The 26,001-nt window shown below is 36.5% G+C and carries 23 protein-coding genes; 6 read left to right on the top strand and 17 right to left on the bottom strand.

Going from position 1 to position 26,001, the window contains the following annotated elements; translation table 11 throughout:
• Positions 1–17: 17 nt before the first annotated feature.
• From ACGTNI_RS16645 to ACGTNI_RS16655, 3 genes are all read right to left on the bottom strand, one after another.
• Positions 18–2,009 carry a type IV secretory system conjugative DNA transfer family protein gene (locus tag ACGTNI_RS16645; protein ID WP_394463813.1) on the bottom strand — a complete coding sequence of 664 codons (1,992 nt, stop codon included), beginning with the start codon at positions 2,007–2,009 and terminating at the stop codon, positions 18–20.
• Positions 1,993–2,697: a hypothetical protein gene (locus ACGTNI_RS16650; protein ID WP_394463814.1), complete on the bottom strand. Its 705-nt coding sequence runs from the start codon at positions 2,695–2,697 to the stop codon at positions 1,993–1,995. Before ACGTNI_RS16650 ends, ACGTNI_RS16645 begins: the two co-directional genes overlap by 17 nt.
• Before the next feature lie 702 nt (positions 2,698–3,399).
• Complete coding sequence (locus tag ACGTNI_RS16655) at positions 3,400–4,908, bottom strand: primase C-terminal domain-containing protein (RefSeq protein ID WP_394463815.1); 1,509 nt, start codon at positions 4,906–4,908, stop codon at positions 3,400–3,402.
• A 557-nt stretch (positions 4,909–5,465) separates the two neighbouring features.
• Between ACGTNI_RS16655 and ACGTNI_RS16660 the strand changes: the two genes are divergently transcribed.
• The 4 genes from ACGTNI_RS16660 to ACGTNI_RS16675 all read left to right on the top strand — a co-directional run bounded on the left by ACGTNI_RS16660 (position 5,466) and on the right by ACGTNI_RS16675 (position 8,567).
• A complete protein-coding gene (locus ACGTNI_RS16660) occupies positions 5,466–6,635 on the top strand; it encodes a ParM/StbA family protein (protein WP_394463816.1) in 1,170 nt (389 codons plus the stop codon).
• Entirely contained in the window at positions 6,616–6,996 is a 381-nt protein-coding gene (locus ACGTNI_RS16665) for a hypothetical protein (RefSeq protein ID WP_394463817.1), read from the top strand. Before ACGTNI_RS16660 ends, ACGTNI_RS16665 begins: the two co-directional genes overlap by 20 nt.
• A gap of 107 nt (positions 6,997–7,103) precedes the next feature.
• Positions 7,104–7,979, top strand: coding sequence for a DUF6414 family protein (locus ACGTNI_RS16670; protein WP_394463818.1), 876 nt, complete (start codon positions 7,104–7,106; stop codon positions 7,977–7,979).
• Between the two features lie 15 nt (positions 7,980–7,994).
• Positions 7,995–8,567, top strand: a complete 573-nt coding sequence (locus ACGTNI_RS16675; protein ID WP_394463819.1) for a hypothetical protein — start codon at positions 7,995–7,997, stop codon at positions 8,565–8,567.
• A 562-nt stretch (positions 8,568–9,129) separates the two neighbouring features.
• Here ACGTNI_RS16675 and ACGTNI_RS16680 read toward each other — a convergent pair.
• The 4 genes from ACGTNI_RS16680 to ACGTNI_RS16695 all read right to left on the bottom strand — a co-directional run bounded on the left by ACGTNI_RS16680 (position 9,130) and on the right by ACGTNI_RS16695 (position 13,551).
• Positions 9,130–9,699, bottom strand: a complete 570-nt coding sequence (locus tag ACGTNI_RS16680; protein WP_010025395.1) for a TetR/AcrR family transcriptional regulator — start codon at positions 9,697–9,699, stop codon at positions 9,130–9,132.
• A 7-nt stretch (positions 9,700–9,706) separates the two neighbouring features.
• Positions 9,707–11,110: an efflux RND transporter permease subunit gene (locus tag ACGTNI_RS16685; RefSeq protein ID WP_029548206.1), complete on the bottom strand. Its 1,404-nt coding sequence runs from the start codon at positions 11,108–11,110 to the stop codon at positions 9,707–9,709.
• A 2-nt stretch (positions 11,111–11,112) separates the two neighbouring features.
• On the bottom strand, positions 11,113–12,618 hold the full coding sequence (locus ACGTNI_RS16690) for an MMPL family transporter (RefSeq protein WP_029548207.1): 1,506 nt from the start codon (positions 12,616–12,618) through the stop codon (positions 11,113–11,115).
• 516 nt (positions 12,619–13,134) lie between these two features.
• The gene (locus ACGTNI_RS16695; RefSeq protein WP_010025397.1) at positions 13,135–13,551 is read right to left on the bottom strand and encodes a hypothetical protein; all 417 of its coding nucleotides are present in this window, start codon (positions 13,549–13,551) and stop codon (positions 13,135–13,137) included.
• Between the two features lie 589 nt (positions 13,552–14,140).
• Between ACGTNI_RS16695 and ACGTNI_RS16700 the strand changes: the two genes are divergently transcribed.
• Both ACGTNI_RS16700 and ACGTNI_RS16705 read left to right on the top strand, forming a co-directional pair.
• Complete coding sequence (locus tag ACGTNI_RS16700; RefSeq protein WP_010025399.1) at positions 14,141–14,698, top strand: recombinase family protein; 558 nt, start codon at positions 14,141–14,143, stop codon at positions 14,696–14,698.
• Complete coding sequence (locus tag ACGTNI_RS16705; RefSeq protein ID WP_010025401.1) at positions 14,695–17,679, top strand: Tn3 family transposase; 2,985 nt, start codon at positions 14,695–14,697, stop codon at positions 17,677–17,679. The genes ACGTNI_RS16700 and ACGTNI_RS16705 overlap by 4 nt, the downstream gene beginning before the upstream one ends.
• 143 nt (positions 17,680–17,822) lie before the next feature.
• Here ACGTNI_RS16705 and ACGTNI_RS16710 read toward each other — a convergent pair whose 3' ends face one another.
• From ACGTNI_RS16710 to cutA, 10 genes are all read right to left on the bottom strand, one after another.
• The gene (locus tag ACGTNI_RS16710) at positions 17,823–19,076 is read right to left on the bottom strand and encodes an aminopeptidase (protein ID WP_394463821.1); all 1,254 of its coding nucleotides are present in this window, start codon (positions 19,074–19,076) and stop codon (positions 17,823–17,825) included.
• A 119-nt stretch (positions 19,077–19,195) separates the two neighbouring features.
• On the bottom strand, positions 19,196–19,528 hold the full coding sequence (locus tag ACGTNI_RS16715; protein WP_394463822.1) for an immunity protein CdiI family protein: 333 nt from the start codon (positions 19,526–19,528) through the stop codon (positions 19,196–19,198).
• 149 nt (positions 19,529–19,677) lie between these two features.
• Positions 19,678–19,962 carry a hypothetical protein gene (locus ACGTNI_RS16720; RefSeq protein ID WP_394463823.1) on the bottom strand — a complete coding sequence of 95 codons (285 nt, stop codon included), beginning with the start codon at positions 19,960–19,962 and terminating at the stop codon, positions 19,678–19,680.
• Positions 19,963–20,686: 724 nt separating this feature from the next.
• Complete coding sequence (locus tag ACGTNI_RS16725; protein ID WP_394463824.1) at positions 20,687–20,938, bottom strand: hypothetical protein; 252 nt, start codon at positions 20,936–20,938, stop codon at positions 20,687–20,689.
• Between the two features lie 516 nt (positions 20,939–21,454).
• Positions 21,455–21,760, bottom strand: coding sequence for a YesK family protein (locus ACGTNI_RS16730; RefSeq protein ID WP_394463837.1), 306 nt, complete (start codon positions 21,758–21,760; stop codon positions 21,455–21,457).
• Positions 21,761–22,315: 555 nt separating this feature from the next.
• Positions 22,316–22,516: a hypothetical protein gene (locus ACGTNI_RS16735; protein WP_394463825.1), complete on the bottom strand. Its 201-nt coding sequence runs from the start codon at positions 22,514–22,516 to the stop codon at positions 22,316–22,318.
• Complete coding sequence (gene istB, locus ACGTNI_RS16740) at positions 22,513–23,268, bottom strand: IS21-like element helper ATPase IstB (RefSeq protein WP_444875589.1); 756 nt, start codon at positions 23,266–23,268, stop codon at positions 22,513–22,515. Before istB ends, ACGTNI_RS16735 begins: the two co-directional genes overlap by 4 nt.
• Before the next feature lie 217 nt (positions 23,269–23,485).
• Positions 23,486–24,805 carry an IS21 family transposase gene (gene istA / locus ACGTNI_RS16745; protein WP_394463827.1) on the bottom strand — a complete coding sequence of 440 codons (1,320 nt, stop codon included), beginning with the start codon at positions 24,803–24,805 and terminating at the stop codon, positions 23,486–23,488.
• A gap of 24 nt (positions 24,806–24,829) precedes the next feature.
• On the bottom strand, positions 24,830–25,045 hold the full coding sequence (locus tag ACGTNI_RS16750) for a hypothetical protein (protein WP_394463828.1): 216 nt from the start codon (positions 25,043–25,045) through the stop codon (positions 24,830–24,832).
• A gap of 175 nt (positions 25,046–25,220) precedes the next feature.
• Entirely contained in the window at positions 25,221–25,541 is a 321-nt protein-coding gene (gene cutA, locus ACGTNI_RS16755; protein ID WP_085505791.1) for a divalent cation tolerance protein CutA, read from the bottom strand.
• Between the last annotated feature and the right edge of the window lie 460 nt (positions 25,542–26,001).

Here is a 26,001-nt window from a genome sequence, read left to right on the forward strand (position 1 = left end):
ATCACTCCCTCCATGTCTTATAAGCCCTTCAATGGATGGCGTACATATACAATTTCAGGCTTTTTAATCTCACTGGAAGCTTTACGAGCGATAATAAACTGACCTTTACTTAGCCTCCTGATTTCATCTGGAGTAATGACATATTTTTGCACATGACGCAAAGATCCTTGGTCTGACTTCTGATCCCTTCGTTCGATCCTTCCGGTTTGCTTTTCAGTTTGAACCGTTAGATCTACATCTTTGTAGGTTCCTAGAGTATTTGCCCAGGCTTCTACTTCATGAGGATGATTGGTTTGGCCAATAGCGTAAGTATTGGTGTTACCTACTACTTGTTTAGCTAGTGTAAGATCTATTTTCTCTAAGTCTGCTAACATTTGAGTGGCAATAATACAATGAAACCCTGCAGACCGTGATTTATTAATGGTATCTACGATCTTTTCATTTGCATAAACAGAAAACTCATCATAAATAGCTAAAAACGGCTGGTCATTCATCTTTTGACGATTTCGATAAGACACTAAATAATTCAAATCGAGAATGAGGAATCGAGCAATAACCTTGATATAGTTGTCATATATCAAACCATCTAAGCTAAAAAACAGAGCTTCTTTATTTTCGCTAACCCGTAATAAATCAACATCATTATTACTTTCTTTGAACAAATGACCTATTTCACTATCTAACAGTAAATAAATCTGCGTTCGAACCGATGAAGCATTAGAAAATAAATACATATCTCCTTCTTCTTCATGAGCATATCTTTTAAAGAACCTTTCATAATTCCTTTCAGAACGTTCACTTCTAACTTGCTTAACAATAGTTTTCTTAGATGCTTTAGCATCTTTATCTTCTTCAGAAGCAGAATTATCTTTAGTGGCAGCAATCTCACTTTCTCCACCATCAAAATAAGAAGCAAAATCCTCTTCCTCATCATTATCTTCTGAAAAATCAGAATTTTTTTCGTCTAAAATAACCTCTTCCAGCTCAACCGTATCTTCGTTTAGTACTTTCTTAATTTCATTAGGGTCTAAGTACTTCGAAAATGTCCATAAATCACGTTTGAAACCATAGTCATCAATAAATTGAATAATAGCTTGAACAAGCGACGTTGAAATGTCTGTATAATAGGTGGATTCAGTTTCTATGAGTTGTTGTAATTTATCTTTAATAACGGTAGCATTTCCATACTTTAATGGGTTGTAAGTAACATTTCCCTCATCTGAAAAAACAGTTAAATCCTTTCCATACTTATCACATAATGTCTTCACATCATCGATACTTTCTTTGGACCCCTTTCCATCAATGAAGAGAAAAGGATACTTTTTCATAAGTGCAAATTCTATATAATTTAATAAAAGGATTGTTTTCCCTCCACCAGTGGTTGCCGGAAGAAACATGTGCTGGTTGATTTCTTTAAAATCCTGGTAAAAAGGTTTACCCTTCTCCGAAACCCCAAGCAATAAACGATCAACCTCTTTTTGCTTACGCCACTTCTTTTGAACTTTTTCATTAAGCTTAAAGCGATTGTTATATGTTTTCTCATATAGACTGCTATCTTTGAATTTTTCCCTTTCATCTTCCTTTGAATGAACTCTTTTGGAACGATAATATTCTGTTAGCAGATTCCATCCATACGATACAAATAATCCACCACTTAAATATAGAACATAGGATGATGCGCTAAAAGGTAAATCAGAACCGGTAAATTCCCGCAGCCATTCTACATCGAAAGGGAGCACTCCATATAATCCAAGATAGTCTTCATATCGATAAAACATCGTAAATCCAAATACTACAGCTCCTACAACAGCTAAAAACAAATGAACTTTCATTTTATTAATGAGTCTGAATATGACAAAAAATGGAAGTGAAAATAAAAAAAGGGGAAGTATGATAAATGCCCCTGCTAACATTCCAACTCCCAAAGCGAATTCCTGGCTAATCTGACTGTTACTCTTTCCCTTAGTGGCTAAATCGTGCTGCCTTGTATCCCTACTTTTGCTTTGCATGATCCAAAACCCCTTCTATTAGGTTAAGCTGCAACATGCTGGAAGAAAAACCTCCTTCTTTCGCATATTTGCCAACGGTGTTCTGAACCTTTTTATTTTGACAAACATAACGAACCATATCGTACTGACCATTAAAAATTTCATCTTTATAACGCGCTAATTTAGTTATGTACCTCTTAGATGATTTCCGCGTTAATTCAACTTCTAAAGCAATTTTCCTTCCGCTCTCCCAAACAATTCCATCCGGGATACGATCAGCAACTTTATTTATCTTCTGAGCATCCTTACGATCACTTGCAGAAAAGTTATCGTTAATGTATTTGCTTCTTAGTTGCCTTTCTGTCATAAAATCAAAATCTATGCTTTTCTTTTGAGCTATCCTTTTAAAAGCTAACAAACAATCATTCAATGATAATTGATGCTCTAGCTGCTTGTAATTCACCCGAGAGAAAGGCGTTAAATCACTGTCTAAAAAATGAACCCCTCTTGGCCGAACATATAGCAAACGATGATAACCAATTTTTTCTTCAGCAATAAATCCAAGATTCACTAAAACCTTTTTGGTCGCATAAATACTAACCGATGAAATATCACCTTCCAGGTAATTAATTAATTGAGTTGAAGTAATTACCCCAAAACGATTAATACCTTCTAAAACCCAACGTTGTTTCTCCGTTAATAACTTCATTAGAACTCCCCCTCACATTCCTCCTTCCAATTGTAAACATAAAATTCCCTTAAAAAAACTTAAAAACATCATTCCTCACACACCTAAAAATGAACTTGAACTTCTACTTAATTTTGACTTTGAACCTGAACTTAAACTTGATCTTCTCTTAATCTTGAACTTAAAAATACCTTAAAAATCTTTGGAACTATAAACCAATCTTACCATCACTTTCCACCCTGTTCAACCCCTATATCCAAATTCTTCCGTTCGTGCGCCGCCCCATGGTTTCCTGACCACCCGCAATCATAAGTACAAAGTACGTTGAGTGTGGGTGGTCAGGAAAATTTTTAAGCGACCAGCGTAAAATAATGGGGCGGCGCACGAACGGATATCACTTTTATAAGGTTTCATACACTTAAAAATTTTTACATAGTTTTTTTAAGTGATTTTTAAGCATATTTTAAGTTAAATTATCCTCAATTGGAAGGAATATACCTCTTATGGATCCAACTGGAAATCTTATTGGTTCATACATATTCCCTCATTTATAAAACGCATAAAAGTTTTATATACGAACTTACATTCCTGTATAAAATAAAGGATACAGGGATCTAAGTATAGAACATTGCACATAAAGATCCTATAGATCTAAAAGAAAGCTACCTGTTAACGAGAAGGATAATTTAGATATGTATTGGCAGACTGGCTTATTTTAAAAAATCAACATATCAACGGATGTTTAAATCGTCGTTCATATTGGATTGCCCATTGTTCAAATGGCAGGAAGAATACTTCAAAGACATGTTCCAGGGTTCTATCTTCAAACAAGAACGCTTCGTACATAGCTTTCCATGTAACCCCATTACGAATAAGCTTTTTACGTAACTGTAAAAAGCATTTAAATAAAATCTCTCGGCTAGCCAAATAAGTTTTTTGACCGCGTCCTTTCCCTTTTACGACCTTCATAATCTTACTGGAACCCTTTAACACTTCTTTTAAAGTGGATACAGCCATCCCTAGTCGCTCAGCAAGCTTTACTTGGGAATCACAAATAAACACATCTGTAAGCTCTTTGTCGGAGCTTGTGTGCGCTTTTAAATAATCCAAGATATCTTGTTCCCATTCTTCATAATGAGAACGTTCACGGTCTTTTCTATCTTTTTTAAACTTATACCAACCCTTACCACCAGATGTAAGATTAATAGATTGATCGGTCCATTGATCGAGTAATCCTTGTATGTACTCTTTCTTTGCTCCTCGATACCTTCCAGAATAAGCTGACTTCAATGTACGCTTAAACTCGTTTTGGCTCATTGGATTTTTTAAATTCGAATTAAATTGATCTAGCTCATTAAAAGCTTCTTCATATGTACGGCCACTGGCGTAATTAGCAATAGCCAATGTCAAAAGAGCATTATTCCTGCTGCTCATATAGTGCCCGTGATGAATGTGAGTGGATTGAAGAAGAGTACGATACCATTCTTGATTAATCTGAGCATCCTGATCAAGAGCATAAATGACATGGAACTTTCCTTTTCGCTTTCTTTTCTCGTAGGATTTTGACCACTCAATGAGTGTAGCTGCAGAAACGGTTTGCTGGTCATTGAAATATAAGATATTTTCGTGGTTTGGGATCCGGTAAAAGCCAAATGCATTACATCCTTGATCAACTGGCACATGACTTGCCAACGCTTCTTTTATATTTGTCACAATACGCTCGGCCACTTTAAGTACTTGAAAGTTACTTGATTTAGTCAGAAACATTGGAGCTTCCAATACAAAATAGAACTGGTAGCCTCTTGGTGTTTCTAAGATGACATTTGGAGCTGGCAACCTTTCTTCTTCACAAGCTAAAAAGAACGCAAATAAATCTGTGTTCTTGGTATCAATATCAACCACAAAAGTATTAATCTGCTTCAAATTATCTTTCGTATGTCCCTGGATAATACGGTTTTTAAAATCTATGTATGTACCGCCTAAAAAGGTATTGGGTGTCCAATGCGTTAGCTGATCGCATTGCTCATTCAATGTTTCATAAGAAGTAATAATATGCCCTTTCCCTTGGCTTAGATCTTCCTTTGAAGGTGATACAAATACCACACCACGCTTCTCAGACTCTTTCTTATAGGCTTCATGCTGCTTTGGTAAGGATGCTTTGGATCCTCTCGGCTTATATGTTTTTAAACTATTATGGGTAATAAAATCTAAAACTCCGGATGTATCAATCACTGGAAATCCTCCTTTAATAAATGCAAAAAGAGACCGATGTAAGCTAACGCCCACAAAGGTCCCTTTTCAACAAATATTAAAACTCGAAGGTTCTCCAAAATTTCCAATTTAGAACGCTTGAAATTTTACGGAAAATAGGATAATATAAACCTACAATTGTTTTTGTTGAAAAGCTAACGGTACCTTTGGCGAGGGTTAGCTTATGAAGAGAATCGTTGTTGGTAGCAACGGTTCTCTTTTTCTTTATGTAAATGTCTCTTTTTCGTCTATGAATCTAGTAATTTTTAGAAGTTAATCCAACTATACAGAAAATATGAAAAATTGTCTAGACCTGATAGGATTCGTCTAAATGAGACGAGTCTTTTTTTATGTTTTTTATTTGTGCGCACAATAGGAGTATAATAGAATACAAAAGGAATACAATAGGATGATAGTTTAAATACAATATTTGATAAAACAAGTGTTATTTATACATATTATATGCGCACAATATATTTATTTTGTGCGCATAAAGTGATATAATGGGGGTAAATATATTACATAAAGGTGGTATTAATATGAGCGTACTAAAAGCCGGAGCCGATGCAGGGAACAATGGTTTAAAATTATGGGTGAAAGATAAAGAACCTTTATCCATTCCCACCATTTATTCTTTCTATTTAGGAGAAACCACTGAGATTATGGATATGGATGACATTCCAAAAGACCAGCTGGTCAATAACATTGATGTAACGATTAATTCAAAAGCCTTATCAGAAAATGGCAATCGCTATATCATTGGGGAAAAAGTTATTAATGATAATCAATCACCGATCGAATTAGAAAAACGATCAGATAAGTCCAGAGATGAAATTCCTGTCCTAGTCACTTTAGCAGGATTAGCAGTTAATGCAATGCAGGATCAATATGATCAAAATCAGATTGAAGTAACTTATGACCTAGCGGTTGCCCTTCCTGTACAAACAATAACGAAGGATGCAGCTATGAGAAATGCTGACCGTTACATGGGAACTCATGAGGTTATTTATCATCATCCTTCCGGACGTGATGTAACAGTTACTATTAAGATTGAGTATTGCAAATGTCTACCTGAAGGGGCTTCTGCAGCGTGGGGAGTTGTTTATGATGAGAAAGGAAATCTCTCTGAACGAAAAGTAGAATCAGGAAATGGAATAACTACAGTTAACTTTTTGAATAAAACACTGCTTCACTTCGATATTGGAGCCGGAACTACGGAGATTGTTGTGACGACAGATGTTAAGTTTAATCCTAAGTTATCGGAAGGCTTACCATATGGTGTCAAAGAAACACTCCTTGACGTGATAAAGAGATGGAACAGAAAAAATCCACTAAAAACAATAGACTCCATTGCTGAATTTAACGAGATTTACTTTGATACAGAACACCCACGGCACAATGAATTGATTATAGAGTCTACTCCTGCTATCAAACAACTGGCACATCGAATAAGCAATAGTGTTATTGACAAAATAGATGACATGAAAGATGACCCTTACGTGTTTATATATGGTGGTGGATCTGCTGTATTAAAAGACAGCCTTCAAGCTATTTTAAAAAGTAAAGACCGCACCACAAATGTCATCTTCTTAAAAGATCCGATGTATGTAAATGCTAGAGGACTATTGGTTTATGCATGTTCACCACGATTTGAGCAACAGAAGGAAAAAACATTAGGAGTGGCTGTTAATGGCTCGGACAAGAAATAAAGAATATAAACAAGGCGACAGAATTAATCTTTATTTAAGTCAAAATCTCCCCGATGATTTTATAGAATGGATTAATAGTCAATCGGACCTTTCTAACTTTTTTCTGTTCGCTGCACAGCAGTTATATAAACAAACAGGAAACATTGATGTAGCAGAAGTAATGCCAAGGAAACTAAGATTTAACTTAGAAGAGAATCCATCCTCCCGAAAATTAAGCAAGGAAAACCTTGGTCCAAACCTTAATAAGTCTGAAATAAATACAAATGAACCGTACTTAAATGATTCAAGTACGGCAGATAATAAAGAGAAAAGCGAAGCATGGGAAAGCTTGGACGAAGACATAGACGACCCTTATGCTTAACTTCTAACACAGCTTTAAAGCTGTGTTTTTTCTCTCTATTTTTTTATAGTGATGATAGTCCTTTTTACCATGGTAAAATATACACATTATACTGGAAGGGTGATTAAATGAATGAACTTCGTGAATTTTATTACTTAGATAGTAAATTATCCGGGAATTACTTAACACAAATTGAAGATGGTTTAACTCATTATAAATATGAGCATAACTTGGAAAATGGTTCAAACCACTCATTCGAAATTTCTACAGGTGCTCTTGCTGAGTTATTATCAACGACCTTGGGGGTACCTTTACCCGATGTTTCATTTCGGAGAGACGGAAAATCAAAAAAAGTAAATACTGAAGAATTCAAAACTTTAAATGAGGTTAGCCAGTTCTCCCGCTTGATTAATTACTTAGAACCTGCAATATTAACCTTAAATAAAAAAATAGACAGAGAGTTTTGGGGTAAACTTATTGAAAATCAATTTATAAAATTTGAATGCACAATAAAAATATCCTCACTATACTTATTTACAGACTTCACACGTAAGCTTGGGAAAAAGTCCATATTTAATCCAGAAACCACTGACGATTTTAACGAATATGTAGAACACTCTGAAATTATTGAGAACAAAAAATCTCAAAAGGTATTACTCAAACCCCATTTTTCTCCAGATATTAATAGGTACTATTTTGTATCAGAAATACGAAAGAGATTTCTAGATGATGATATCAGTTTAGTAGACTTAAACAATTGCACTTTCACTGTGTTAGGTAAGATAGATAAAAAATTAGATCATTCTGAAAAAGAAATTGTGTTTGACTTAACCGAAACTGGATTGCTTGAAATAATGAGAAGCAAAGATATAAAACAGTTTTTAAAGAAATTCAACAAAGATAATGATAATCCATTGATGTCAAAATTCTTGGCAACTGAGGAAGATGTTTATGCAACGAATCCTACTATGATTTTTAAACCGTTAGCAATATATAAAGCTTAAAAAAAGGAAGATAATATGCTAGATAAAATAAAGGATATTAAGCTCGCTCTTAATAACAAAAGTTATTTATCAGCACTAGCACTATCTTTAACTTTACCCGATATTTGTGGGCAAATAGAATATCCTAATTTAAAAAAGAAAAACGGAAGGCGTAACGTAGGAAAACAATATGCAGCATGGTTTGATGATTGGGTTAACCAATATTATGCAGATCATACAGGGTGGACAAAGGATTATACTAAAGCCAAAAATCCAATTCTCACAGGAAGAATGTGCTATTCTTTACGTTGTAAATTCTTGCATAATGGGAATACTGATTTAGATAACTGGGGCACCGATGAAGATGAGGATTATTATTATTTATACGAATTTGAATTATTCGTAAATGGAGCGGACTCATCTGGTGAGTACTGGGTACACACCCCTAACATTAATTCAAAAATAACAAAGACAAAAATAGTGCAAATAAATATCAATAATTTGTGTAAATATATTTGTCTAGCTGCTGAAGAGTACTATCATAAAAAAGATTCCTATCTATTCAAAAATCATAACATTAAGCTGATTAACTTAAATAAATTCCTATGAAGACACTCAAAATCCCCTTAATAATTAATGTTTGAACACAGCTTTAAAGCTGTGTTCTTTTGTTTTAAAACAAAATAATGACCTCCACTATAGGTGGCCTTACTGTATTTGGCATTTATTCGATGTTTGAAATGGCAGTATATTTTTTGCATATAAAAAACCTTCAACATACAACCGATGCAAAAATTATTGTATATTAAAGGTCTTTTGTGTTTATAGATTATTACATTAAAGCCCCCGTTTACGGAAGACTCGAATTCGAGATATATCTACTGTTATTTCACTTTAGCACCCGTTAATTTAAGTACATTCTTTCACAAACATAACCCATAATCTTCATTTGTTGGGGTGGTACCAGCGAAGCTGTCACAACCCGCAATAAGGAAATATCAAGATTTTTAATACTACTAACACGTATACCCCCATCCTGTTTTGGATGGGGGTTAAATGATGTAGAAATTTTTATAAAGGGTACTTTACCTTTAGCTTATTTACTAACGCTCCCGTAAAACGTAGGGGGAATCTCCCTTTGTTTTTTCTTTACCTCCGTTCCTTATTAAAATTAACTTGCTATAAAAGCCTTCAAAGAATTCACATATCCGTTTAACAGTTCTTCTTTATTCTTTGCTGGGAGCTTATAATAAGGTACTTCCGAAGGGAAAGTTAGACTGCTGAGGAGAATGCCCCCTATTTGATTGGCAAGGAGACCTATGTCCGGTTTATCTTCAAGTCTAGCGAAGTGTATATCCAATCCTTTTTTAAGCCCGTTATAAATAATAATCGGAAAATTAATATCTTCAGCTAAATGGCCCATAAAACTTTCGGCTAGAAGTGTTTTGGCAAGCTTTCGATTTTTTGACAGAGCCGTAAGCCGATCATCAAGTATGCGCCTTAAAAAATCCTCTGTCTCCGGTTCTTCTGCAAACTTCATGACTTTTGTATGGAATTCATTCTCGAGTGCTTTTTTCACCACGGTCTCAAACAGGTTCTGCTTAGTGGAAAATTTGCGGTAAAGCGTCACCTCAGCCACATCTGCCTCCTTGGCGATTTCCTGTGTTGTGGTCTGGAGAAATCCTTTTTTGATGAATACTTTGATTGCCGCATTCAAAATCTGGTCTGTTTTATCTCTCATATCTATTTCACCCCATTACAGTTTCCGATCCGCTTTCCTTGTCGCCCTTTGTTTGCACAAATCTGTCAAGGAACATCAAGATTGCTGGCAGGACGATAATCGTGCTAATAAGAGCGAAGGAAATGTTCACTAATGTCATCATACCAAAATTGCTCAAGATCACGAAGTCGGAAACAAGCAAAGCACTGAAACCTCCGATTGTTGTAAAGGCTGAAGCAAAAATAGCCTTGCCGATCTTTTGGTTGGCTGTTATGATCGCTTCCCGTCTCTCTGACCCTTTTCGACGCTCCTCATAAAATCGTTCCATAATCAAGATAGTGAATTCCGTGCCTATACCGATAATAAGAGCACCAAGGGTTGCCGTGAGCGGTGTATAGTTGATGTCAAACAAGTACATCATTCCACCTGACCACCCGACGATGAACAAAATCGGTAGTAAAGGAATGAATGCCTTAACCGGGTGCCGGTAAATCAAAAGCAACGCTATAAATACAAGGCCCATCCCCAGCAACGTCATTTTGTATCGGCCTGTTGTCAGTGCGGTAACCATTTCCACATCTAGAACCGACTTACCGGTTACTATCGCATTGATGCCTTCCGGCTGGCTTTCTGAAACGTATGCTTCCATTCTTGCTATGAAATTTTGCAATTCTTCTGCCTCAAGATGCTTGATGCCGACATTCACGACAGCGCTGTCTCTATTTTCATTCACAAAAAGCTTCAACTGTTCTTCCGGCATATCCGCTAGAATGTCGGCTGTTTCTTCCTGATCCGGCATCTCTCCATCATTTGCTTGCTTTAATAGTGCAGGCAATGAATTTGTATCGACGACAACTGACGGGAACTCACGTTGAAGAGAAGCAGTCAGTTCCTCAGTCCATTCCAACGTTTCTTTATCAAGTACGTTGTCTGTACTGTACATGATAGAGACCTGGTCGGTGGTACCCAGGATGTCACGCAATCTGTGAATATCCTCCAGTTCCTGGGTATCCTGGGGCATAAAGGTTTCTACATCTGTTTCCACCCCAGTATTCATATCCCCCCAAATGCCGGCTGTGGCTGTGACAATGGCGATTAAAAGGATCAGCCATCTGAGTTTAATAATTAAGTTGGTGAGCATGCCAAAAGCCTTCTCCATTTTTGAATGCTCAGGCTTTGCTTTCTGATTCTCTGTCCTTGATCTTGTGAAAAAATGATCCCGGGTAAATAGGATCGGAATCAGGATAAACAATCCGACTATAAAGCTGACCACCATGCCAATTGTCAGCATTTTTCCGAAGTCTTGTATCATTGGGACCGGTGACGTATACAAGGATAAAAACCCTACGGCTGTAGCTAAAAGAGCTGTAAGGACAGCGGGTGTCATCTTGATTACGGTCTTTTTGGCACTTTCGGTGCTTTTGTTTTTCATCTTTATTGTTCCTCCCCTTTCATTTCTTCTGTATATCTGCTTTGGAATTGAATTGCATAGTCAATACCGAGACCAATTAAAATCGGGAATACCGCCATCGAAACCATCGTGATTGGCACACTGATCCACCCCATCAATCCAACTGTACCAATTACAGCAATCAAGATTATCACAAGCGGCAATATGCGCCATTTCACACGGAACACAATACCGAGAACCAGAATCATGAACAAGATGGAAAGACCCATCATTTTTTGCATGCTATTTTTCATCTCTGTTCGGATCGAATTATCCAGAACCGGTTTTCCCGACACCATAGTGTCTATCCCTTCAATCGGGTTCTTTTCCATATAATCCTTTACAAAAGCAACTGCTTTACTTTTATTGGTGTCTGTAGCATCACCCGTAAACTTAATCATGAATATCATGTATTTTCCGTCGATAATCATGTCATTAAATATGGTGCGCAATGATCCGTCATCTTCATAAATCATTTGGTCAAGTGTCTCCTGTTTTTCTGGGATAACAGGCGACATGCTGTCAGAATAGGTAATCATTTCACTGAGATTATCACTTACAGAAATGAGATTTTCCCCCATTTTCGTAAGTCCCTCTGCAAGCTTTTCCAAATCTTTTTGCTGCTGGGCCTGTTTTTCGCCCATTTCATCGAGTTGGCTTTGCTGCCCTTTCAGTCCTTTTTCCATTCCCTGCAAGCCATTGATGGTATTTCTGGATACATTAGGGAGTTGTGCGCTTTTCTCGGAGGCGCTAACCATCTGATCAGCCATTCCGCCAAGTTTCAGACCAACCTGTTTTAACTCTGCTGCCTGTTTCTGCTGTGCCGGTCTTCCTGCAGCGGTCTTTTCCATTTGTGCGGCGGATTGCTGGAGTTTCAGTGCAACGTCCTTGAGTTGACTACCCATACTGGAATAGCCGTTTACTAATCCCCCTGTACCCTGCTCCAGTTTTTTCTGTCCTTCGACCATCTTACCGATGCCCTTTTCCATTTCAGATATTTTCGATCCAAAATCCGGTAAGCCTGACTGGCTTGAAGTATTTTCTTCCATGTTTGTACTGATTTCTTTAAGTTTTTCTCCCATTTCCTCCAGACCGTCAGCCATTTCCGTCAGGCCTTCTTCATATTTCTCGGCTTTTTTTTCGGATATTTTTAGAACAGCTGTATGGGGGCCGACGATTGAATAGATGCCCTCTTGTACCCGCAACTGACTTTCGAGGTCTTTCATTTGCTTCAAAGTGTCAGGTTTCAGCAATTTGGATTCATTATCAGCTTCGTAAATCACGATTACCGATTCACCGCCAAATTCCTGTTCCAAGGTAAGGTTATTCTGATAGACCTTTGTGTCTTCCTCAATAAGTGTGTTGTTCCCTGTTGCCATTTCCACCTGCTGCGCCCCGATGGCAAACAGTAATATAGCAACTATAGTAATCGTTATTACTTTTATTGGATTCTTTACGATCCTGTTTGCAATTGTTTTCAGTACCCTCATTTGTTCCCCTCCATATTTGTTAGTAATAACTTACATTATATTTATAAATGTTAGTAGTCACTTACAAACAATATATCCTTTTATATTTTTTTTGTCAAACTTAATTCTCTTGAAAAGGAAAGACCTCCAAAAAATGAGAATAGCATCTCTTTTCTAAATGGAATAGGAAAATTGCCAGGCAAACAAATTCCAAAAAAGGGAGATGCCATAAGGTTTATATAGTTCAAATACCGTTGAGAAATCCTACATCACGTCAAATAATAAATGAATTAGCACATAAAAAAGTCTAAAATTTGAAAAAACTTCTCAAACTTTTGATTTTAAGTACTGCTTCCGAAAAATCCATCAAGGTTGAAAACCGCCTAAAATATTTGAAGGAACATCCCTGTTAATCAAAGAAAAGGCCTACATATTACTCCTTGTTTTTAAAAATGCGATACAATATTTACCCTACTGCTAGTTGGTACTAAAAGTAAAATGAGAATTAAGGTACAAGGTATACCGAAACCTCCAAAGTTATGTTGTTTGGAGGTCTTTGGGAACTCTTTCATATCCATAGTGCTTAATGGTGAATGAAGCAATAATGCCAAAAGCGATAAATGCCATTGTACTTGATATTACAGTCCCTACTCCTGCCTCCCAAGGCAATGTAACCTTCCCTTGTGCAGCATTAAGAGGGATTACGATAGCCCACACAATCAGTCCCCAGATTGCACCAGTAACAAAAGTATTCAAACGTTGTATAGAAGTCACTTTCCTTATTATGAATAGCAGAATATATCCTCCGACTTGACCTGCAAGTATATGAGTGATTAGCTGCATAAAAGTTAACTTTGCCCCCATCTGAGATATTCCAATATTCTCTGCCAACATAACGATCCCTGCTTGAATTAAAGAACCAATCAAAAATCCTAATGAATACTTAATATACATTAGAGTACGCCTCCTTTTTTAGTTAATATTATCTATAGGTGCAGATTTATACCTTTTCTATATAAGAAGAGGTTAATTCTACAGTGTGCATACCTTTCAAATATAATGACGAAGAAAATCCAGATAGAAAACGAATTGCAGAATTTTTTACCGGAGTAGGTAGGTTGTAAGGTAAACGAACAATCTCTTGGAAATTGTATAAGAGACCTATTCTCACCCATCAGGAGATATGAAAAAATGGTCGGTTTTCCCTTCATAATGTTATATAGGTCCTTACTTTAATTTTTGGAAATGGAAGTTAAAGAAGGAGAACTCTCACAAATAATCCTTAATTAGAGTTTTTTTTACAATCTCACCCGTTTTCGGAATAAGAGTAACTAGAGATCTAATTTTATTTTTTTAAAGTAGTATTTTTGATGCTATAACCGTAACAAAAACGAACGACCATTTCTGTTACATGATGTGAAAAATATATTTTGTCTGCCAATCTAGCATAAACAACGTAACAAAAATATGTAACAAAATATTTTGTAACAATATTAATTATTTAAGAGTTTTGGTACAATCATGCTGAAAGGTGAGGATATGAATGAAATTTGGTTACATGCGTGTTTCGACTATTGATCAAAATTTGGATCGCCAAAAAAGACAGCTTGAAAAATTTGGATGTGAACGCATCTTTTTTGAGAAAGTAACTGGAACGAAACGGGAACGTCCGGAACTAAACCGTATGCTGGAGTTTCTTCGTCCAGAAGACACCGTTGTTGTATCGGATTTAACTCGCTTATCCCGTTCCACGAAAGATCTGATTGAGATTACGGAACTCATCGCCCAAAAAGGAGCGCATTTAAAAAGTTTAAAGGAGTCTTGGCTGGATACAACAACGGCACATGGGAAAATGTTGTTTACTATTTTTGCAGGCATTGCTCAATTTGAGCGAGATCTCACCTCTGAACGGACAAAGGAAGGCATTTTAGCTGCAAAAAAACGGGGAAAATATCCTGGAAGACCAAAAGCTGATGAAGAAAAGATCAACTATGCCCTATATCTTATAGACCAAGGGTTGAGCCGGACAGATGCTGCCGAAAAGGCCGGTATTTCCCGTATGACTCTATATCGTAAGCTACAAAGGGGTGAAAAACATTGAAAAGGAATTGGGAATTAGATGAGCTAATTGATCACTTTATCCTTATGCCTGATGAACAAGAGCAGATTCAACTAAAAAGGGGAAATACGAAACTTGGGTTTGCTGTCATGTTTAAGTTTTTTCAATACGAAGCTAGGTTCCCTCATACCAAGAGTGAGATACCAAAGACAGTTATAGAGTACATCGCTAAGCAACTAGAGATGAATCCCGATGTTTTTTCTGAATATGATTGGACCGGACGGACCGTTACTTATCATCGTTCGGAAATCCGCACCTATTTTGGATTTCGCGAAGCTACTCTGCAGGATGTAGACTTATTGACAGACTGGCTGTGTAAGCACGTATTATTTCATAGCCATGAATTCAACTATGTTGAAGATAAGTTATACCAACAATATAGAGAATTAAAAATTGTGCCTCCCACCCCTGATCGAGTAGAGCGCCTTATTCGCTCTGCTACCTACTCCTATGAAGATAAATTTTTCGCTTCTATTTATCAAAGACTTTCTAGCCAGACATGTGAAGGACTAGATAAATTAATTAATCTTTTAGAAAAAGTTGAAGACACCTCAGAAGCAAAAGAATCATTAACATTTCATGAATTAAAATCCGATCCTGGACGCATTGGATTAGAAACAGTCTTCAAAGAACTACAGAAACTTCAAACCATAAAAGAGCTGCAATTACCCTATGATTTATTTAACGATATTTCACCAAAAATTTTAAAGAAATATAGAAAGCGTACAGCAACAGAGGATATCCGTGAATTGCGCCGGCATCCACCCCAGATTCGCTACACACTTTTATCTTCCTTCTTTTGGCTTCGAAGAGCAGAAATTACAGACGGTCTGATTGAACTACTTATACAAATTATTCATCGTATTAATGTTAGGGCCGAACGTAAAGTGGATAAAGAATTAATACATAATTTAAGGAAGGTAAATGGGAAAAACAATCTATTGTTCCAAATGGCTGAACAAGCGTTAGATAATCCAGATGGAATTATTCGGGATGTCCTTTATCCTGTTATCAGCGAGGAAACACTTAAAGATTTAGTAAAGGAATTTAAACATACAGGGCCTGCCTACAAACAGAAGGTATATACGATTATTCGTTCATCGTACAGTTCCCATTACCGCAGGATGGTTCCCCGTATTTTGGATATGTTAGAGTTTTGTTCAAATAATGAGGCTCATCATCCAGTAATCGAAGCGTTAGAACTTATAAAAAAATATATAAATTCAAATGCTCACTTTTTCCCGGATTCTGACCAGGTTCCATTAGATGGTGTGATCCGTCCCAGCTGGAGATACCTAGTCGTGGAACAGGAGACTTCAGGCGAAGAGAGAATCAATCGTATTAATTATGAGATTAGCACCTTGCAAGTCTTACGTGATAAGCTGCGATGCAAAGAAATATGGGTACCTGGTTCGGAACGATATCGTAATCCAGATGAAGATCTGCCACAGGACTTTGAACTGCACCGTGAAGAAAACTATAAAGCATTGAAAAAACCTATTAATCCAGATGATTTTATCGCAAATTTAAAGGAAGAAATGACAAAGGCATTAAATAAATTAGATCAAGGAATCCCTAAAAATAATAAGGTTCGCATTTTAGCAAAAGGAAAGGGAAATGGCCGAATATCTATTTCTCCTTTTGATCCGGTGCCGGAGCCAGTTAACCTATCACGCCTAAAAGCTGAAATTATGAAACGATGGCCAATGACGAGTTTACTAGATATCCTCAAGGAAGCCGATTTGCGTGTAAACTTTACGGACCTCTTTAAAACAGCTGCATCAAGAGAGGTCGTTAGTAAATATTTACTACAGAAGAGGCTTATCTTATGTTTATACGGTTTGGGGACAAATGCAGGGCTAAAGCGAGTTTCAAATGGGGAACATGGCGAAAAATACAAAGACCTATTATACATACGGCGAAAATATATAGATAAAGATAATCTACGGGGTGCAATTGCTGAGATTGTTAATGCCATTTTGCGAAATAAAATGACAGATATATGGGGAGAAGGAACAACTTCCTGTGCTTCCGATTCCAAGAAATTTGGTGCGTGGGACCAAAATCTAATGACTGAATGGCATATTCGGTATAGAGGCAGAGGTGTAATGATTTACTGGCATGTGGCTAAACATTCAACCTGTATCTACTCTCAATTAAAATCATGCTCTTCTTCTGAGGTAGCGTCTATGATTGAAGGAGTTTTGAAGCATTGTACAAGCATGGAGGTTGAAAAGAATTATGTAGACAGTCACGGTCAAAGCGAAGTAGCTTTTGCCTTTTGTCATCTCTTGGGTTTTCAGCTTATGCCAAGATTAAAAGCTATCAATTCACAAAAACTTTATAGGCCAGATAGTGGCATGAGTGATGCTTTCCCTAATTTACAACCTATTCTTACAAGACCTATCAACTGGGAATTGATTCGTCAGCAATATGATCAGATGATTAAATATGCTACAGCCCTGCGTCTTGGAACAGCCGAAACAGAGGCTATCTTAAAACGATTTACAAGAAGTAATTTAAAACACTCGACTTATCAGGCCCTGTCTGAGCTGGGAAAAGTTATTAAAACCATTTTCTTGTGTGATTATTTGGATTCTGAAGATATTCGGAGAGAAATTAATGAAGGCCTTAATGTTGTAGAGAATTGGAATTCCGCCAATGGCTTTATTTTCTATGGAAAAGGTGGAGAAATTTCTACAAATAGATTGGAAGACCAAGAGGTTGCCGTTCTTTCCCTGCATTTATTACAAAATTGCCTCGTGTATATTAATACACTCATGATTCAATCTGTATTATCAGAAAAGCAGTGGCAGGATATGATGACACCTGAAGACTTGAGAGCGTTAAGTCCACTTATATATAGCCATGTAAATCCTTATGGTATCTTTAAATTGGATATGATGGAGAGAATTCCAATCGAAGAAAGGCAATCAGAAATAGAAAACACTTTGCATATTTAACTTTATTCCTTATTGCGGGTAGTGACAGCTTCGCTGGTACTACCCCTTGTTACAGGAATGCTGTACAGCTTGTTTTCACTATAACTAGTACTATGTATAATCAACCAGTAATCAGTTTTCTCTGTTTTTAAGTTGTAGACGATTTAGAATTGGAAATCCCCACCCTTCATTAGCATGACTTCGGTTCCGCCTTCTTTAATACCCACTACTTTCATATCTTCGGTACCAAAGGTCACATTGACTGACAAAAGTGAAGTATTCAGACCCGCTGCCTTCAACTCTTCCTCAGATTGGTCAATGCCATTTTGAATATTGGAAGGAGGTGCATTTCCGATCCCAATATGACAGGACGTATTTTCATCAAACAATGTATTGTAAAAAAGAGTATCTGCCTGAGCAAGAGGAGATTTATTAGAGACCAATGCAATTTCACCTAAATAATGTGAACCTTCATCTGTTTCGATGAGATTTTGTAACACTTCCTGTCCCTTTGCGGCATAATAGTCGGTAATCCGACCATCTTTAAAAATTAGATAAAATTCATCGATTACACTTCCCCCATAGATAAGAGGTTTAGTACCTACCAATTTGCCATTCACCTTATTTTTATGAGGAGCAGTAAATATTTCTTCCGTAGGAATGTTCGGAAAGAAAGGTACTCCCTTCTTATCTATGACACCCCCACCGATATAGAGATGATTATTGGGTAGACCAACTAATAAATCAGTTCCACGGTTATTTGTAAAATGCAGGGATTCAAATTGGCTCTCATTTAGGATCTTTTTTCGAGACTCGAAGGCGCGGTCATGATTTTCCCAGTCTTTGGTAGGATTTATTCCATCTGCCCGCGCTCCACGTAAGATGGCTTGCCATAACGATTGCACGGCTTCTTCTTTACTTACGTGAGGAAATACTTTCGTGGCCCATGAGAAGGACGGGACAGCTAGAAGACACCAGCGTACCTCGTGGGCCATAATCTTTGCATAATAACCCTCCAACTTGGTGCGGGAGGCCTTTTGAAAGCGGCTGATCCTTTCTTGGGAAATCTCCTTAAAGACATCTAAGTTTTCAGAAATAATATGGATGTAAGCAGCACCTGCATTGTCCCACTCCTTAAAGCGGGCAGCCTTCCAATCAGGAAAGTGATCGATAACACTATCTGCTGCATTTAAGTAAAATTCTTTGGTAGACTGTTCATCTGTCCAATCTATAAATACATTTGAAGCTCCTGACTCGTAGGCTACCGTTTGGATTAGACGAGCAAACGTAGCATTTTGTATATCACTATGAATAATCAATAATTGATTTTTTTGAAGATTTACACCAGCTCGTACCGCAAGTTCTGCATACTTTTTCAACTGTGCTTCATTAATAAATTCATATATTCCTTTACTCATTTAATATCTCCCCTGTGATGTTCTTGATTCAAGAAAGGGCCCCCGTCTATGTAAGTCTCGAGTTTGAGATATATCTTGGGGGCCTTAACTTTAGTACCCGTAATACACTTGACTGTATCCTATCGATATTCCTTTGCAAATGTCGAAGGTGAAAATGAAACGTTATATTTTCCTTCAAGTTCTTTCTGTACTTTTTCTGTTAGTTTCAATCCTTCTTTATTATGCTCTTCTTCAAGTTTAACACCATTAAGAACTATTCCATCTTTATCCCAATCAATCCATTCACCATACTTCCCCATCCATTTCATTAACTCCAACTTCAAGTCGAGCTCAATTGGAAGCTCTTCTATGTCAAGGTTACAATTACAGCGATTGCACCATATAGGGTCAGCGCTCACATCTCCCTCTACTTTTAATTCATTTGTTTCCTGTTGTTTACATAGACATTTCATTTTGTTTACCATCTCCATTTATTAAAGTAAACTGCTCGTTTAGTAAAGAATCATAACCTTTATTGAACGATTGCCCCTTATTATGGAAGACTTGATTTCGAGATATTGAAGCACAGATCTTTAACTAACGCACCCTTAAGTTAAAGATCTCAAACCATTTTTGTTTCTTTTTTCTTGAAAATACCAACCATTAATATAACGAGTCCGATTATGAAGATAAAGGGAAAAATATACCACATTATCAATCCTGCCCAAGCATTTTCTACAATGAATGCATAGGTTAACCCTATCGCAAAAGCTAAAGCTGGTGAAATTGGTACCATAAGAGCAATGCCCCATACCTTATATTTTTTATTTTTTGGTTTATCTACACTTAGCAAAAAAGCTACAAGCGCACCTATAAATGCAATTACATACCCTATAGCAATAGCCATTTTATAAATCCTTTCTTTTTTAATATCTTCTATCTTCTTCTTTCACTAAACTGCTCCGTTAGTAAAAAAGCGGTCGTCTATATTGAACAATCGCCACCTTTTACAGAAAACTTGATTTCGAGATAACTTAAAGTAGATCTTTAACTAAAGCCCCCGTTAGTAAAACAAGATAATACTTTCTTATCTGAGGAATGATTCTCCTTGTATAAACAAACTTTTTATGACCCAAAATTACCAGTCCACCTAACTGCAATAACGTAAATAAAAAGGACTAACCAAACTAACGTACCAAGAGAAGAAATAGATAAAGTAATTGTTTTTAAACGCCCTTTCTCACTAAAAAGTGCTGTAAAAAACGAACCCAGTATAAGAAGTGATAATAACCATACGTCTAATAATTTAGGCAACAGATTCAATACTTGTGGAATAACAAAAGTTAAAATCATAAAAATACCTATCAGTACCAATGAGATTAAGCCAAGATATTTTCTCAACAAATAAACCTCGCTCTCAATTCTAATCTTCATACAAATCCTAACCTACAGGTAATAACAATCCTAATCTTCTCGGAAGATGCATTAAGAAATCCACCATTCTTCTTCTACTATCATGCTCCGTCAGTTAAAAAGCTACATTCATGATAATCCCTATGCTTATGTAATAAGGGCAAGTACTCTTTTAAGCAATTGCCCCCTATTATGGAAGACTCGACTTCAAGATGACTTCAATTTTTTTCTTTTAAAAATGGCGGATGTTTCGTAAAGATAAATAAAATAAATAGCCCAAAAGCAGAATAAATAGTTGGGTATAGAACCTCAAACCCAGTCAAAGGAAGGGTTTTATAAATCAGCCAGGCTGTAATAACACTTACAAACAAGGCAGGTATGTAATATTTCTTCTCTTTACTGTTCTTAACTTTTATCAGTAAATATATGACTTGTAAAAGAAGAAAAGTTAGAAGTACCAACTTAATCACCACATTTATTCCCCTTTCAACAATAATTTCCCTCTTATTATTAAAAACTACATAAAAGCGCTCTCAAACGTTCTAATACCTTATTCTCTTTCAACCAGCAAAGGTAAAAAGCAACAAACTGAATCCAAATAAAGTACTTGCTATTCCAATTGCTAGATACATGATAAATTCAATAGTTGAAAGTTTCCTTTGTTTTTTAGTTTTTGCCAAATGTGAACCATAAAAAATTGAACTCATAACTAGTACTGTAATAGAAATTGCACGTAATGCTTCCGCTAATATTACCAGGAAGATCAACTCCCTTATTTTATAGTTTTGCGCTACTCCCAATGCTAGTTTATATTGGAATTTCACATTTAAGAATAGAAGTTATTCCTTGTTAAGCAATTGCCCCCAATAAAGGAAAAACACCTGTAATGACAATCAATTTAAAGTTCAGTTGCTAAGGTAAAGCCCCCGAAAATTGCATAACTACGTTAAAGGCCTCAATCGATAAATTCCAGTCAAATCATCGGACTAAGTGATTGTTGAAGATTTAACTCCAAGATACTTACAACTTAACTTGTGCTTTTGTGGTTTTGCAATAATAAAAGACACTATCGAAAAAAGAAGCAAAAAGAATGCTAGTATCCCATACGCTCCCCCTTCGAACCCCCTAATTCTCACGAATCCAATATAAAATAATGTAATTGCAACAAGTAAAGTTAAAATTCCAGGAACATTTCGTACAAATAACGGGAAGTCTTTCTTTCTAAGCCACCACGTTAATAATAAGACGATTCCCCCAGGTACGAGGGCTACAAGAAAGGGACCTTCTATCATGTTCACGTATAATCACTCTCTCTTTACAGTTATCTCATTTGAAAATAACATAATATGGAATTTTATTTTAGGTTTATTCTGTTTTTTATCCACATTATTTAAAAATAGGGCGATCACTAATACAGCAATCGCCCCCGTTACATGAAGACTCGATTTCAAGATATCGACCTTATAAGAGACTTTACACTTCCATTATTAATGATAAATAATTTATAAAAGTAAACCATCCAAAGGAAGCTATACTTAATGTAAGCACCGTAAGTGAGAGATAAGGGTGATAGCCCGAATTTTTTTTAGATTGTATTAGGAAAAATAATGACCCCAAAATACTTACTACAAATATCAACCCCAAGACAACATTCATTACACTGGACAGCCTGATACCGAAATCAACATGAGTATTGCGGACAGATTGAGCCATCAGTGCGGTGATTTGAGCCACTATTTGCGGTCAACTGAGCCATTAAGTGCGGGGGTGAGAGCCACTCTTATTAATGTAGCTAATAATATAAACAACCACTGGAACTTCACTCGCTCCAATGGTTGTTTATATTATTATTTGAATCTCTTATCTCTCAATTCCTGATCAATAATCTCAATAGCCCAACGAACTAATTCATCCTGATCTATATCCTCTTCTTCGTTCCAAATGCAGGAGGGTAATAGCTTTTCCTCTACAGCCTGCTGTACCTTATCAGGTAAATACATATGCAGAAAGTATCTAGCTATACGGTTTTCAACTGCTCGCGGAATCATTTAAATCCCCGCAATCCATGGCGTTCCCTCATCGAAACTTCACCATCAACTAGAATCTTATAAGAATCATGAACGATTCTGTCAAGAATCGCATCTGCTATTTGTGCCTGTCCCAGTTTGGAATGCCATCCCTCAGGTGAAAATTGAGAACAGAATATAGTAGAGGCTCTTTTGAGCCTTGCTTCAACAATCTCCAACACATGAAGTACATTTTCCTCTGACAGCTCTGTTAGTAGCCACTCATCTAGGATTAATAAATCAATCTTTTTGTACTTCTGAATTAACTTACGGAAGCTGCCATCTGCTTCATACTTTGCTACAGCTAATTCATCAAGTAATTCTGGTAACCTTATATATTTAACTTTATAAAATTGGCGACATGCATGTACCCCAAAGGCATTAGATATCCACGTCTTTCCGTTCCCAGAGGCGCCCATTAAAATGATGTTATGGTGATTTTGAAGGTAATTTCCTGTTGCTAACTCTAGTATTTGATTCTTATCTAAATTACGATCCGGATGATATTCGATATCTTCAATAGCTGCTGTTGGTTCGCTGAGTGTAGCCTGTTTAATTAGTCGTTCAAGTCGATTCGATTTACGTCTATCATATTCATAATCTACCAGGAGATTGAATCTATCATCAAAATCCATGTCCCTATAATCATTATTCTGCTTTTGCTTCTGATATAATTCCGCCATCGCACCCATTTTCATTTCTACTAGTTTACGTAAAGTTTCTTGGTTCATTATTTTGTATCCCTCCCAAAGTATTTAGCTCCACGGACAAATCCATAGTCGTCAGATGTAGTGCGAGGTCTGTTAATATCCGTTTTTTTATTTTGTTTTTTCTTCTTATTTCTTTCTACTACACTTTTAAAGACAGAAACCGTTGGGTTTGTTGAAATTTCAAGTAAGGTTTCTGTTGCTTTCTCTATTTCTTCATTTGGGTATTTCTTTGCTATATTCCTCAGTGTGCTAAGGCTGCTTTTTTCTCTACATTCATTTCTAAGATACGAGAGACAAATTGAGTCATAGATGGCCCAATTGTTTCTGCCCACTTCCGGTTATTTTCTGGATTATGATCTAAATATAATCGGTGATTGTCAGGCATATGGTCTGGATTGGTCTCTAACTGGCCAATTTCACCATGTTGTCGTTTATGGGATGCAATCCGGACTTCTTTGAAGTAAACTTCAATTAAATCCGTGGTCAGTCGAACATCGACATTCTCTCGGACATAATCATATGGAACGGAATAATACATTCGATCAACTTGGATGTGGTAGTTCAGTTGAACTTTTGCTGTTTTCCATTCCGCAAGTTTATACCTTGTTTGAGGAAGCTGTTGAAGGTAGGATTTCTCTTCTTCCTCAAACACCTTTTTACGTGAACCTGGTCGCTTTTGAAATTCAGTGGTGTTGATTTCTTCTAACTTTTCAAAGATTTTCTGATTTAAGTCTTGAAGATGAAAACACTGATAGTTTCTTAGTGGAGCGATAATCTGCCTGGAAATATATCCAACAGTGCCTTCGACACTTGCTTTATCTTTTGGCCTTCGAACACGGCTTGGAACAATGACAGTACGGTAGTAATCTGCCATTTCACGATAGGCTTCATTTAGAAGAGGCTCTTCACGATGTGCTTTCGTAACTCCTGTTTTCAAATTATCGGGAACCATTGTTTCAGGAACTCCCTCAAAATACTCCAATGCATGAATATGAGCGATAAGCCAATTAGCTGATTTCATATCTAAAAAGGCTTCAACATAACTGAACTGACTATAAGGTAAGGTCGCAATAAAAACATACGCCGGAAGCGTTTCTCCTGTTGAACGATCATTAATCTTCAGTGTAGTTCCAGCCCAATCTACTTCCATGACTTCACCTGGTTTTCTTCGAATAGGCATTGTCAATTTATACTTTTTCGCATATTTACCATAGTTCTCACAAAAAGTACGATAGGCATAGGGGATCTTTCCACCTTCACGTGCCTCTGTCGAGTACTCGTGGTGCAGTAGGGACAGGGTTACATTCTTCTTTTGTAGTTCCTTATGCACTCTTTCCCAATCAATTGGGAAGTACCCTTTCTCAACAGCCTGTTTCTCTGGGAAGAGAAACGCTTCTAGCCATGGATTGGTCATGGTGTCGTTCAAGCTTTCTACACCCAGTTCTTTGGCACGTTGAACGACATCTGAAACTGTATTCCTTGAATGCCCAGTGCTTGAACTAATCGTTCTTTGACTGACTTCTTCAAAGTGAAGTTCCAAAATCTTACGGTAATTAACCATAAAAAAGCCTCCTGTATAATAATGTCATGCTTGCTGGCATGCAAGATAATTATACAGGAGGCCTTTCTCTATTCTATTTATAGTGGCAATGCATTCCGCAAAGGGTGGCTCTTTTCTCCGCAAAGACTGGCTCAAAACTCCGCATAAGTGGCTCATTTCAACTGCAATAATCACAACAAGCACGTTTATTAAGTAAAGTAGGTTAACAATTGCTGATATAGCTAATAATGTTTTCTTCATAGTACCTCCTTAATTGATGGTAGTGTATTTATTGATAAAGTCACCCTATACATAATTCCAATTATTTCAAATCATCTTCAGGAACTCAATCCTTTTTCACTAAAAAGAGACTTATCTTTACTCCAGATAAGCCCCCTATACTTTAAAACTCGATATCAAAAAATCATTCTAAAAGCTACGTAATTAATGGCACGACATTAATTACAGGTTCCTCATATGGATGAATATTTTTAATAATATTTCTTATCTCCTCTATTCTCTTGTAAGGCGACTTAAATTCCATTTTGCACTCTGATCCAAATGTTACTTTATTCTTTTCACCTGAATAAGGTTCTGAAGATTCTAGGGGCCTCCAATACCCTTTGGTCTCAGTATAAGAAACTACATGATCATACTCTCCAACAGTTAATACTTTATTTTTGTTCAATTGGTCACGTAAAGGTACAATGTATTCTTCTGGTAATAACACTTCAAACTTCACAAAACTGAAATTCATTGAAATATCCTTTCCTCTTTAATAGTAAAGCCCCCGTTAGTTTAATTAGGTGTTATGCAAAAATGATCATTAACTCTTAATTATTGTAATGTCCTCTTATTTCAGAATACAATATCCAAACATTTGTTTTAAAAAAGAAAAAATATGCCAAAAAACAACACTACAGTCCATATAAAGGAAATATGTATGCTTTTGTTAATACGATTGTTATTTCTTTGTTTTTTGTGCTCAATCGAAAAAATAAATAGGAATATTAAAAAGAGAAAATATATAAGGAAGAAATATAGGAGTGACCTCCACTGTTCAATCCAGCTCATAATGGGTCCAATAGTTCCACCCACCAAGAATAGAATTACGGATAAAACACCTACTGAGATACTAATTTTGGGCATCAAACTCCAAAAGGATCGTTCAAAAATATTGTTTCTCTTTTTTGCCTCAAACAAAAATATTAAATAGA

It is taken from the genome of Thalassobacillus sp. B23F22_16 (assembly GCF_043496955.1).
In the GTDB taxonomy this organism is placed as follows: Bacteria; Bacillota; Bacilli; order Bacillales; family Halobacillaceae; genus Thalassobacillus; species Thalassobacillus devorans_A.